General features: G+C 39.8%; 12 protein-coding genes. 7 read left to right on the top strand and 5 right to left on the bottom strand.

Going from position 1 to position 12,897, the window contains the following annotated elements:
- Positions 1-61 precede the first annotated feature (61 nt).
- Positions 62-1,846 carry an aminopeptidase P family protein gene (locus U5907_09335; protein ID WRQ32777.1) on the top strand — a complete coding sequence of 595 codons (1,785 nt, stop codon included), beginning with the start codon at positions 62-64 and terminating at the stop codon, positions 1,844-1,846.
- Here U5907_09335 and U5907_09340 read toward each other — a convergent pair.
- The 5 genes from U5907_09340 to U5907_09360 are packed head-to-tail and all read right to left on the bottom strand — an operon-like array spanning position 1,817 to position 6,678.
- Entirely contained in the window at positions 1,817-3,244 is a 1,428-nt protein-coding gene (locus U5907_09340) for a LysM peptidoglycan-binding domain-containing protein (GenBank protein ID WRQ32778.1), read from the bottom strand. The genes U5907_09335 and U5907_09340 overlap by 30 nt on opposite strands.
- Positions 3,241-4,191 (bottom strand): phosphoribosylaminoimidazolesuccinocarboxamide synthase, encoded by a 951-nt coding sequence (locus U5907_09345; GenBank protein ID WRQ32779.1) that lies wholly within the window; start codon positions 4,189-4,191, stop codon positions 3,241-3,243. The genes U5907_09340 and U5907_09345 overlap by 4 nt, the downstream gene beginning before the upstream one ends.
- Complete coding sequence (locus U5907_09350; GenBank protein ID WRQ32780.1) at positions 4,188-5,306, bottom strand: glycosyltransferase; 1,119 nt, start codon at positions 5,304-5,306, stop codon at positions 4,188-4,190. Before U5907_09350 ends, U5907_09345 begins: the two co-directional genes overlap by 4 nt.
- A gap of 9 nt (positions 5,307-5,315) precedes the next feature.
- A complete protein-coding gene (locus tag U5907_09355) occupies positions 5,316-5,927 on the bottom strand; it encodes an OmpH family outer membrane protein (protein WRQ32781.1) in 612 nt (203 codons plus the stop codon).
- Between the two features lie 31 nt (positions 5,928-5,958).
- On the bottom strand, positions 5,959-6,678 hold the full coding sequence (locus U5907_09360) for a pyridoxine 5'-phosphate synthase (GenBank protein ID WRQ32782.1): 720 nt from the start codon (positions 6,676-6,678) through the stop codon (positions 5,959-5,961).
- Between the two features lie 46 nt (positions 6,679-6,724).
- Between U5907_09360 and U5907_09365 the strand changes: the two genes are divergently transcribed.
- The 6 genes from U5907_09365 (at position 6,725) to murI (ending at position 12,891) form a co-directional block, all read left to right on the top strand.
- Positions 6,725-7,606, top strand: coding sequence for an NAD(+)/NADH kinase (locus U5907_09365; GenBank protein WRQ32783.1), 882 nt, complete (start codon positions 6,725-6,727; stop codon positions 7,604-7,606).
- Between the two features lie 8 nt (positions 7,607-7,614).
- Positions 7,615-8,337: a polyprenyl diphosphate synthase gene (uppS, locus tag U5907_09370; GenBank protein WRQ32784.1), complete on the top strand. Its 723-nt coding sequence runs from the start codon at positions 7,615-7,617 to the stop codon at positions 8,335-8,337.
- Positions 8,338-8,399: 62 nt separating this feature from the next.
- The gene (bamA, locus tag U5907_09375; GenBank protein WRQ32785.1) at positions 8,400-10,904 is read left to right on the top strand and encodes an outer membrane protein assembly factor BamA; all 2,505 of its coding nucleotides are present in this window, start codon (positions 8,400-8,402) and stop codon (positions 10,902-10,904) included.
- Positions 10,905-10,921: 17 nt separating this feature from the next.
- On the top strand, positions 10,922-11,434 hold the full coding sequence (locus tag U5907_09380; protein WRQ32786.1) for an OmpH family outer membrane protein: 513 nt from the start codon (positions 10,922-10,924) through the stop codon (positions 11,432-11,434).
- 26 nt (positions 11,435-11,460) lie between these two features.
- Positions 11,461-12,009 carry an OmpH family outer membrane protein gene (locus U5907_09385; protein WRQ32787.1) on the top strand — a complete coding sequence of 183 codons (549 nt, stop codon included), beginning with the start codon at positions 11,461-11,463 and terminating at the stop codon, positions 12,007-12,009.
- Positions 12,010-12,075: 66 nt separating this feature from the next.
- Positions 12,076-12,891: a glutamate racemase gene (murI, locus tag U5907_09390; protein ID WRQ32788.1), complete on the top strand. Its 816-nt coding sequence runs from the start codon at positions 12,076-12,078 to the stop codon at positions 12,889-12,891.
- The last annotated feature ends 6 nt before the right edge of the window (positions 12,892-12,897 follow it).

Here is a 12,897-nt window from a genome sequence, read left to right on the forward strand (position 1 = left end):
GTTACTAACAAAAATAGTCAATATATTTGTAATAAAGAAGAGTGTAATATCAATTTTTGCTATGGAAAAAAGAAAATTGCAGATGATGAGGGGATACATGAAAGAGATGGCTATCTCTGCCTTTATCGTGCCATCAAATGACCCCCATTTTGGAGAGTATATTCAGGAGCACTTCAACTGCCGGACTTGGTTATCGGGATTTACAGGCTCTGCAGGTACTTTGGCAATTACTCAGACTGAGGCAGCTCTCTGGACCGATTCAAGATATTTTATACAAGCTGAAAAAGAGCTTGATGGCTCAGGGATAGAGTTAAAGAAAATGAGGGTTGCCGGAACCGAAACTATTGAGCAGTGGATAGCTCAGAGACTCGAAAACAACCAGAGTGTAGGTATTGATTCATCTCTCTTCTCTTTCACAGAGTATAACTCATTGAAATTAGCATTTAACAACCTCAATATTCAACTCTGTAATGACCCTTTTGAAACAATCTGGACAGAGAGACCTCCACTGAAATTTAGTCCTGTATCATTGCTTTCCGAGGAGTACACCGGAGAAAGTGTAAAATCAAAACACAACAGACTTAAAACATTATTAAATGTTGAAGGGCAGTTTCTCTATATTATATCATCCTGCGATGAGATAGCATGGTTATGTAATATCAGGGGGAGAGATATTCCTTACAACCCTTTACCTCTTTCGTATGCTGCAGTTTCGGCAGAGAAGATTTTTTTATTTGTGGACAGCTCCTCTTTTACTCTTCAGGATAAAAGAGCGCTTGAGAGAGATGATGTTGTGATAATGCCGTATGATACATTTTCGTCATTTATCACAGACTATCCGGAGAGAGCTTTGAGAATTGCCAATCCGGACAAAATTTCAATAAGGAATTACAACAGCGCTGTTAAAGGAGGAGCAAGATTTCAGCTTGATCAAATACGAGGAGGAGCTGTAACTATGCTAAAAGCTATCAAGAATCAGGTTGAGCAGGAGGGTTTCAGAAAGGCTATGATTCACGACGGAATTGCATGGGTTAAAACTTTGCGAGCAATTGAAGAGAAGCTTAACTCAGATAAAAGAGTCACTGAAAAAGATATTGCAACCCTGTTCTCAGATTTCAGATCATTAAGTCCGCTTTACAAAGGAGAGAGTTTTGCCCCAATTGTTGCTTTTGGTTCCAATGCAGCTCTTCCTCATTACTCTCCATCATCAGAAGATGTTTTAATTTCAAAAGTGGGTCTTCTGCTTATGGATACCGGAGGTCAATATCTTTGCGGAACAACAGATACAACAAGAACAATAGCAGTTGGTCCGCTCACATATGAGCAACGACGGGATTATACCTTAATTTTAAAAGGTATGATAAATTTATCCAAGGCAAGATTCCTTAAAGGAACAAGAGGAACTCAGCTTGATTTTCTGGCAAGGGGACCAATCTCATCTTCCGGAAAAATTTACATGCATGGAACAGGACACGGAATTGGCCACTATCTGTGTGTGCACGAGGGCCCTCAAAGTATAAGAATGGAGGAGAATCCCGTAGCGATTGAGCCAGGAATGGTTATCTCTAACGAACCTGCAGTTTATCAGCCAGGAGAGTACGGTATAAGAATTGAAAATGTAATTCTTTGTCAGAAATGGATGGAGACAGAGAGTGGAATATTTAATGAATTTGAAACACTTACTTTTGTCCCTATTGATACAAACCCTGTAATCAGGGAATTACTGTGTGATGAGGAGATAAAATGGTTAAACAAATACCATTCAATGGTTTTTGAAAAACTATCGCCTGCGCTGGAGCCAAAAGAGGTAGATTGGCTATCTGACAGGTGCAAGGAGATCAATTGAATAATCCGGTCTGAATACAATAATTCTTACACCAAAGTTGATAACACCCATGGTATTGTCTCTCCTTTTGAATCTAAGGTCAGACTGGAGAAGTCTTGTCGATTTGTATTCGTCAATATTATCTGCAAATGAGGGACCCTCATTCTTTAAAATATCAAGAAAGTATTTTCCTGTATCGTACGCCTGAAATGCGTATGGGGTTGGCTCAGTTCCAAAAAGCGCCCTGTATCTTGAAAGAAATCTCTTAACATCTTCGCGACTATAGTCAACAAAGTACTGGAGAGCAAGATGAAGATTCATACTGTGGTAGTAATCAATATCTACACTCTCAAAATTTCTCCATCTGGGAAGCCCAAAGAGTGTGATTTTATATCCACTTCTGGTAGAGATAAGGTTAAGGTTTCTAAGAATATCAGAGACAAATGCTTCAGATTCAGAGATTATAATGACAGAATTGTCGTTATTTGTGCTTAGAAGATTTGTTATCTGATCTCTAACCAATCTGCCTTCAAGCAGAGCGTAAGAAAATTCTTTAAAAGCTATTCCGTTTTCATTAAGTATTGATCTTGTAAGTTGAAGCATCTCTGCATCTCTCCCTCCCTTTTCATAAAATAGAGTGATCTGAGATCCGTATGGAATCGATTTTAACAGTGTTCTTTGCTGCTCTTCTGCAGTAACGGGGAGTTGATAAAAAAATCTGTTTTCACTAATGTATTTTTCTGCTGCAGGATCCATTGGTGAGATTACCGGGATATCCCTCTCTCCGGCAAAATCAAGAATTCCTTCAATCTCAGAGGCAAAAACAGGTCCAACGATCAGTTCACTATTATTGAGTTTTCCGGTTGCAACAATTTGATATGAGTTCTGGTACTCCTTGTTGTCAATTACCTCAAGATTAATGGACATTCCGGAATCTTTGGCATCATTAACGGCCATTAGAAAACCATGATAAAAATCTATGAAATTTGATACTGGATTTTGTTCATTCAAATTTCTTGAATTAACAGGGAGAATCAATGATATTTTGTGTACATAATCTCTTCCCGGAATAAACCGCATCCTCTTCTCAGGGAGGCTCTTTTCAACAATATCCTCCTGAACGGATATCTCCTCCTCTGGTACCGGTGGTGCCCCAATCCTGATAAAAAGAATATCACCTGTCTTTAAACCTTCAGATGCTTTTGGATTGTCATTTATAAGGCTGTTCACATTTATATTATATGCTTTTGATATAGAGAAGAGCGTCTCTCTTTGTTGCACTTTGTGCACAAAAAATTCGCCACTCTCATTTCTGATCTTCTCGGTGGAGATTGTTACTTTAGGAGGAGTGTACTGAGCAGTAGCACAGCCGCCTGTAATAATCATAACCAAAAGTAATATAATACTTAGTCTGTTCATAGCCTCGCAAGCATATTGTTTATGTTTGTCTCAATGCGTTCGTAAATATCTTCTGAATCTTCTGATCTGCAGAAATCTGCACCGGTGATATGTTCAAAAAGTTCAATATATCTTTCAGAAATAGAGTTTACAATAGCATCTGTCATTTCCGGGACTCTCTGACCCTCTTTGCCGGAAAAACCATTATCCATCAGCCACTCTCTGACAAACTCCTTGGATAGTTGTCTCTGTTGCTCCCCTTTGTCAAAAAGAGTTTGGTAGCTCTCACTGTAGAAGTATCTGGAGGAGTCCGGAGTATGAATCTCATCAATCAGGTAAATTGTATCACCCTTTTTACCAAACTCGTATTTTGTATCTACAAGAATTAATCCCCTCTCCTCAGCAATTTCGCTCCCCCTTTTAAAAAGATCAAGTGAATATTTTTCAAGCATTTCGTACTCCTCAACAGAAACCAGCCCTTTAGAGATAATCTCCTCTTTTGAAATATCTTCATCATGAGCACCAAGCTCGGCCTTAGTGGTAGGTGTAACAATTGGCCGGGCAAAGGCCTCATGCTCCTTCATCCCTTCAGGAATAGGAACGCCGCAGATTTGTCTGGCTCCTGCTTTATAAGCTCTCCAGGAACTGCCGGTAAGATATCCTCTGACAATCATTTCAACAGGATATCCTGTGCATTTGTGACCAATTGTAACCATTGGGTCCGGAGAGGCAATTTTCCAGTTGGGTACTATGTCTGAAGTCAGGTCTAAAAACCTTGACGCAATCTGATTAAGAACTTGTCCTTTAAACGGAATTCCCTTAGGTAACACTACATCAAATGCAGAGATCCTGTCTGTTGCGATCATAACAAGGTAATCATCTCCAATGCTGTAAACATCTCTTACTTTACCTACATACTTACCGGTCTGATTTTTAAAATTGAATTCTGTTCTGGTTATTGCCTTCATATTGTTTTATACAAATTAATCAGTTTATCTGTGAAACTTTTCCATGAGAGTTTTTCTCTCTCTCTTTCAATGTTGGTTACAAAGTTACCAATTTTACCGGAATTGAAATAATCCTCAATGGCTCGTGAAACTAGTACCGGTTCAGCTTTATCTACAACAATTCCTGTGCCCGGACCCTCAATTGCCTCTTTAAGGCCTCCTACATTTGTTGTTATCATAGGAAGACCAAAGTGATAAGAGATAGCGCTTATGCCACTTTGGGTTGCTGTTCTGTAGGGCAGAACACACACATCTGCTGATGAGAAAAAAGAGGGAACCTCGTTATCAGAAATATAGCTTGTGAAAAGTTTAATTCTCTCCCTGTTTGGAGAGGACTCAATCAACTTCTCATATTTTTCAAAGCTGCCATAAGGTTCACCCGCTACAATCAATTGATATGAATCATCCAGAGATGAGAACGCCTCAAGCAGTATATCTAACCCCTTGTACTCCCTGATTAGTCCAAAAAACAGAATGTTTCTCTTGTTTGGTGCTATTCCAAGCTTTCTGCATGCCTCGCTTCTCTCCATTTTGTTCCCAAAATGGTTGTACAACGGGTGAGGAGTACTTATGAAATTAGCATCAGGCTTAAATTTTTGAAGATCTTTGCCTACAGCGTCAGAGAGAACAATAAAAGCGTCTGATGCTCCCAGGAAATATTTAGTAAATGGCTTGTCAAAGAATCGCTCTTCGTGAGGGATAACATTATCAAGTATTGATATAACCTTTGTTTGTGATGATATATGTCTGGCGACATATCCAAGAGATGGTGCAAACCAGGACATCCAGTATCTCATAATTAGAAGATCAGGATTCCACTCTCTGATAATTTTTGAGGTCTTTATGTATGAAATTGGATTTGCTGTGTCCAGCAATGATATGCTGGGGATTTTAATCGCAGAATCCCCCTCTTCCACAAGTTGTGTTTTCCCGGGGAAGAGGATGGATGGATATTGTCTGCTGAAATTAAATGCCTTTACTTCGTGAAGAGTTGATAACTCCTGGAATATATTGGCATTGAATTGCGCAATCCCACCTCTGTATGGGTAGAAACAAGATAAGATTGCAATTTTCACAAGAGGTCTTTATTTGCCTTTTGATTTTGTTTTTACATACTCTTCATTAAGACCTGCAACAACCTCTCGGGTTATATTCAGGGCTGAGTCAGCCTGAAGAACTGTGTTCATTGTAGCTGATGAATTAATAATAATAGAGAACCTCTTCTGGTCATTGTATGTTTTAAGATAGGTATTAAGGGCGTCCATTACTTTGTTTATAAGTACGCTCTCCTCTTCTGCCATCTCCATCTGCTTCTGTTGTCCCAGAGATTGCAGCTCCTGCTGACGAGCAGCCAGTTGCTGCTGTTGAGTCTCTGCCTGTGCACGTGTAATCAGACCCTTTTGAATCTTCTCTTCCCAGTCTTTGTAGTCGCGTTCAAAAGCTCTTCCTCTTTTGCTAAGGTCGTCCTGAATCACCTGAGCCTTGCTCTCCAGTTCAGATTTAAGATCGTTGAACATATCGTACTGATTCATAAGAGAGTCAATTTGAATATAAACAACGCTTCCCTGTCCTGCAACAATAGCTTCGCCTTGTTCACCGGCGGGTGAAGAGCCGGGTTTTGACGAGAAGTGTAGAATGTAAAGTACTATAACCGCAACGGCTAAAACTGAATTCAAGATAATAGAGGCATTTTTCATTTTTGTAGTGTTAAATAAAACGCAAATATAATTAATAATTGTTTAATTGTCTAAGATAGGCCTGGATGGTATTCTCCAGCCCCAGATAAATGGCATCACATACAAGAGCGTGTCCTATAGATACTTCATCAAGCCAGGTAATGTTTCTGGCAAAATAGTTGAGGTTTTCAAGGTTCAGGTCGTGTCCTGCGTTCAGACCCAGTCCGCTCTCTTTTACTGCTATTGCCGTCCTGTAGTAAGGCTCAAGAGCTCTCTCCCTGTTGTTACTATAACCGGATGCGTATGATTCTGTGTATAGCTCTACCCTGTCACATCCGCTCTCTGCAGCATAGAATATCATCTCAGGAACAGGATCAACGAATATTGATGTTCTTATACCGTGACTTTTAAAAATTGAGACAACTCCTTTAAGATAGTTAAGGTTCTTTTTTGTATCCCATCCACTGTTTGATGTTATTACATCATGAGCATCAGGAACAAGAGTAACCTGTTCAGGAAGTACCTCCAGAACAAGATTTATAAAACTGTCTACCGGATTTCCCTCAATGTTGAATTCTGTAGTAAGGATACCTTTTAGATCTCTTGTATCCTTGTATCTGATATGTCTCTCATCTGGTCTGGGATGGACTGTAATACCCTGAGCTCCGTATCTCTCGCAATCAAGAGCTGCCTTAAGAACATCGGGCAGATTGCCACCCCTTGCATTTCTGAGAGTAGCAAATTTGTTTATATTTACACTTAATTTTGCCATAGTGGAGACAAATTTATGTAATTTTGGCAACTTTTAAATATTTAAGATGAAGATTGCAATATTTGCGAGAGAAATTGACAAGAGGTGGCACGACAAACTCACCTTTATTATCAATTCTCTATCATACAGAGGAGCAGAACTCATCTTTTATGCACCTTTTTATAAAAGAGCAATTGGATTTCACAAACTTGCCATACCAGCATCGGCACTTTTTCACAGTTATGAAGATATGGATCCGGAAACGGATATCTTTCTTTCACTTGGAGGAGATGGTACTCTTCTTGAATCTCTAACTTATATAAGAGACAGAGGAATTCCTGTAGCAGGCATAAACTTTGGAAGACTCGGCTTTTTAACAACAGCAGACTCGGAACCAAGTCATTACTGGATTGAGAGACTTATAAACAAAGATTACAAAACAGAAAAACGAAGTCTTCTGAAGCTTAGTTCCGGGAGTTATCTTAACGGACTTTATCCTTATGCCCTCAATGAAGTTTCTGTACAAAGACAGGATCCCTCAATGCTATCTGTAACTTTGAAAATTGATGGGGCTGAACTACCTCCTTACTGGTCAGATGGGATGGTGATTGCAACCCCCACCGGATCAACTGCATATTCACTTAGCCTTGGTGGACCTATAATGATTCCGGCCTCAAAAGCTGTAATTGTTGCTCCAATTGCTCCACATAACCTGAATATCAGGCCACTTGTTGTATCAGACGAATCCATAATTGAGGTTACTGTTACTTCAAGAAGAGCAGGAGCTGTCCTTAGTCTGGACAACAGATCTGTAATTGTCTCCTCCGGAGAAAAATTTATGGTTAGTAAGGCCGAGTTTGATCTGAATTTTATTTCACTTTCCAGTAATAACTTCATAGAGGCTCTTAAGGAGAAATTGTTCTGGGGAGAAGACCGGAGAAACACTTAATATCTAAGATGATTGATAATGGAAAAATACCTGTCCATGTTACAATAATAATGGATGGAAACGGAAGATGGGCAAAAAAGCAGGGGCTTAAAAGAGTTTTTGGCCACAGAGCAGGAGTTGAGTCAGTAAGGCAGGCAACAGAATTTGCCGCAGAAAAGGGGATTAGGTTTTTGAGCCTCTTTGCCTTTTCCGATGAAAACTGGAAGAGGCCGCAGGATGAGGTCAATACTCTTATGGAGCTTATGGTTGATGCGATACTGAAAGAGACACCCACACTGCTTAAAAATAATGTTAAATTCAGGGTGATAGGAGATAAGGAGAGGCTTCCTAAAGTTGTTCAGGAAAAAATTCTCTCTGCGGAAGATTCCACAAAAGCCTCAACGGGCCTCACTCTTATTGTTTTTCTCAGTTATAGCGGAAAATGGGATATACTTCAGGCAGCCCACAGATATTATAAAGAGAATAGCCTCTCCCTGCAGATGCCTTCGCCAGATGAGTTTGACAAGTATCTCTCAACGGCTGGAATACCAGATCCTGACTTGCTTATCCGCACAAGTGGAGAGCAAAGGATAAGCAATTATCTTCTCTGGCAAACGGCATATACAGAATTTTACTTCCCAGAAGTGCTTTGGCCCGATTTTCGCAAAAATGACTTTCAGCAAGCACTGGAGGAGTATGCTGCCAGAGAGCGCAGATACGGAAAGACCGGTGAACAAGTTAATAATCTATAATCTCTTGGGCTTTGAATCCAAATAAAAACCTATATTTGCAATTTTACCCACATAGTGTGCAAATGAAGTCTCTTTCGCTATTATTACTACTAGCATTGCTCTCTCCGCTTGGAGCCTCGGCTCAGCAGCAGAACCAGCAGAAAACAAACATTGTAGTTGACTACAATTCTCCTAAAGAGTATGTAATAGGAGGTCTTGAGGTTTCCGGTATACAATACCTTGGAAAGGATCAAATTCTATCTCTCACAGGATTATCCGTTGGAGATAAAATCACAATTCCCGGAGAGGATATATCGGCAATCATTAAGCGTATCTACATGCAGAGATACTTTTCTGATGTAAGTGTCCATATTGATTCTGTGTTAAGGGATACAGCATACATAAGATTTGACTTGCTTGAAAGGCCAAGAGTGTCAAGATGGGAATTTGAGGGGATTAAGTCAGGAGAGAAGAGTGATCTTAATGAAAAACTTAAGCTGAGAAGGGGAAGCGAGCTGTCTGAATACCTAATTGGCTCCACCTCTGAAATAATAAGGAAATTTTATATTGAAAAGGGTTTCCTTCAAACAGAGGTTAATGTTGTGCAGGAGCAGGATACTCTTATAAGAAACGCCGTAAAGGTCACCTTTAAGGTTGACAGAAAATCTAAAGTTAAGATTAAGAAGATATCTTTTGAGGGTAATGAGAATGTTAAGGGGTCAAAGCTTGCCTCTGCAATGAAAAAGACAAAGGATATGAGAATCCTTAACTTTTTCAATTCAAAGAAATTTAACGAAAAGGAGTATCCTAATGACAAGAGGCTCTTACTTCAGGCTTATGGAGAGAGAGGATACAGGGATGCTCGTATTGTAAAGGATTCTATGTATTACATTGAAGATGGAAGACTGGGAATCCATTTTGTAATTGATGAAGGAAAGAGGTATTATTTCAGAGATATAACATGGACCGGTAACTCAATTTACTCTTCTGAACAGCTGAATTCAGTACTTAAAATTAAAAGCGGAGATATCTATGATGTTGTCTCTATGGAGAAGAGATTATTTGAAGCAGAGGAGGGCAACGTCTCAAAATTATACAGGGACAATGGTTATCTCTTTTTCAATGTGTCACCTGTTGAGGTTAGAATTGACGGAGATTCGGTAGATGTAGAGATGAGAATGGTTGAGGGAAAACCGGCAACATTTAACCGTATTGTTATCAATGGAAACAACATAACTAACGAGAAAGTTGTAAGAAGGCAGTTATGGACAAAACCGGGCTATCTCTTTAGTCAGTCTGAACTTGAGCGTTCATTAAGAGATCTTGCATCTATGGGGCACTTTGAACCTGAGAAGATAATGTCTCCATCCGGATACAATATCATGCCTAATTACAATGCTAACACAGTTGATGTTACATATAATGTAGAGGAGAAGCCAAACAGTCAGCTGGAACTGGCCGGAGGTTGGGGAGGTAATACTTTTGTAGGTACCCTTGGGTTGAGTTTCAATAACTTTTCCATAGGGAGGGTTTTCAAAAAGAGTTCATGGAGACCAGTTCCACTTGGTGATGGTCAGCAATTATCTATAAGATTCCAGACAAACGGAACATATTACACTGCGTTTTCAGCAAGTTTCTCTGAGCCCTGGCTTACCGGGAAGAAACCTACATCGCTAAATATCTCAGCATACTATACAAGACAAACCAACTCCTACTATTTTTACCAGAATTCAGGTCAGAGTATGGAGGTATATGGATTTGGCGCCGGGATTGGTACAAGATTAAAATGGCCCGATAACTGGTTTGTTTTCTATAATGAACTAAGCTGGCAGACATACAGGTTAACTGACTGGCAGTACTATTTCCTCTTTACAGATGGTCTATCCAACAATATAAGCTGGAAGATTAATCTTTCAAGGAATTCAACTGACCAGGCAATCTATCCCAGAAAGGGCTCTGATTTCCAAATGGGACTGCAGTTGACTCCTCCATACTCACTCTTCCGCCCAAAGGATACCAATTATAAGGGTATGACAGATGCTCAGAGGTACAAATGGATTGAGTATCACAAATGGACATTCAAAGGGGCTCTTTTTACACCAATTGTTGGAGACCTCGTACTTATGACCAGAGCTCAGTTTGGATATCTGGGATACTATAACAGAAATCTTGGCTATTCACCATTTGAAGGTTTTATAGTAGGCGGAGATGGTATGTCGGGTTACAATACATACGGATCAGATATCATCGGTTTGAGAGGATACGAAAACAACTCGCTTACCCCAAGAAAGAACAATGGATATGTAGGCAATGTATACGATAAGTTTACTGTTGAACTTCGTTATCCGCTTGTTTTGCAGCCACAATCAACTATATATGCGCTTCTCTTCCTTGAAGGTGGTAACTCATGGTCAGATATTAAAGACTTTAACCCTTTCCAGATCAAGAGATCTGCCGGTGTGGGTGTAAGAGTTCTTCTTCCAATCGTAGGGATGCTTGGTATTGACTGGGGCTATGGATTTGATCCTGTAGGAGACAAGAGAAGGGGAGGAAGTAATTTCCACTTTGTAATTGGACAACAATTTTAAAATTAACATCTACAGATATGAAAAGAATTTTGATAACATTCGCATTTGTTCTGGCTTCTGTTTTTACAGTAAATGCTCAGAACTATGGATATCTGAACACTCAGGATATTCTTGACAAAATGCCCGAGTATAAAACAGCACAAAGCCGCCTTGACCAGGTTAGAGAGGGTCATGAAGCCGATATTCAAACAGACAAGGATAGAATTGAGATGCTTTTCAGGAAATATCAGTCTGAGAAGTCAAGACTAAGCGACAATTTACGCCAGGCAAGGGAGAACGAGATTATCACGATGGAGAGGAACGCAAAAGAGAGACAGAAAGAGATATTTGGCCAGGATGGATCCTTTTCAAAAATGACAATGGAGCTTATGGAGCCTATACAGAGAAGAGTGCAGGGGGCGATTGATGCCGTTGCTGCCGAGATGGGACTGGGCATAGTTTTTGATATCAATGTGGTACAGGGGGTAGTTTACAAAAACCCAAGAGTTGATATTACTGACAGAGTAATAAGGAAATTAAACCTGAAATAACAAACACAATAATTTATAATTCTTTTATGAAACATTTATCGAAAATACTACTGGTACTATTTCTTGCAGTATCCACGACTTCGTTTTCGCAAGCTCTGAAATTTGGTCATTTGAACACACAGGAGTTGGTTGCGTTGATGCCGGACAGAGATAGTGCTGCAGTAAAACTAGAGAAATATTCTGCTGACCTTAACGAAACAATGGAGGCTATGCAGGTTGAGTTTAATACTAAACTGAATACATATCAGCAAAAACAGGCTACCTGGACTGCTGCTGTATTGGAGGCAAAACAAAAGGAGCTTCAGGAAATTCAGGCTAGATTTGAACAGTTTCAGCAAAGTGCAGGTCAGGAGTATCAGCAAATGCAAAACTTACTACTTGCTCCGGTCTTCAAAAAAGCAAATGATGCTATTCAGAAAATTGGCAAAGAGCAAGGATTTATTTACATTTTTGATACATCAACAGGAGCAGTGCCTTTCATTAATGCAGAACAGAGTGTTGATGTGATGCCTATGGCAAAAAAGGAACTTGGAATCCCTGCAGATAAAAAACTTCCTGCTCCACAGCAACAGTAGAGAATATTTTTTTATAACTTTACAATCGTCCTGCAAATCAAATTGTAGGGCGATTTCCTTTTTTATATGGATTCTCAAAACAAACAAAATAACATTGTAGGTATCTTTGACTCCGGAGTAGGCGGATTATCAGTCTGGAGAGAGTTAATTAAAGTTATACCCGGTAACAGGATGATTTATGTTTCAGATAATGCTTTCTCACCCTATGGACCCAGGCCACAGTCTGAGATTATTTCCAGAGCAATGAGCATTACTGATTTTTTAATTAAAAATGGTGCCGGAATCATCGTTATTGCTTGCAATACAGCTACTGCAGCGGCCATTGAGGAGCTAAGGTGGAAATACGAAATTCCATTTGTCGGAATGGAGCCTGCAGTTAAACCTGCAGCAAAGATGTCAAAAACAAAAGTTATAGGAGTTCTGGCAACAAAAGGGACATTTATGGGAAGGCTTTACAACAAGACTCTAAGAAGATTTGCAACAGGACTGAGAGTTGTTGAGAAGGTAGGAACCGGCCTTGTTGATATTGTTGAAAACGGTAAGGCCGATACTCCGGAGAGTAAAAAATTATTGTCCAAATATATTACCCCAATGATAGCTAAAGGGGCGGACTATATTGTACTCGGTTGTACTCACTATCCTTTTCTGAGTGATCAGATCAGGGAGATAGCAGGAGAGGGCGTTACTCTTGTTGATCCTGCACCGGCTGTTGCAAAACATACATATGAAATAATGGAGGAGAGAGGCCTGATTCAGGAGGGAACTCTAAATCAGGAAGAGCAGACCAGGTTCTTTTCAACAGGTTCAGAAGCGAACCTTAAAAGAGTAGCCAGGACCATTTTGCCCTCAATAGAAGAGGGCTTTTTTGAACACATGGATTAACCAAAC

It is taken from the genome of Bacteroidales bacterium MB20-C3-3 (genome assembly GCA_035609245.1).
Taxonomy (GTDB): Bacteria; Bacteroidota; Bacteroidia; order Bacteroidales; family UBA932; genus Bact-08.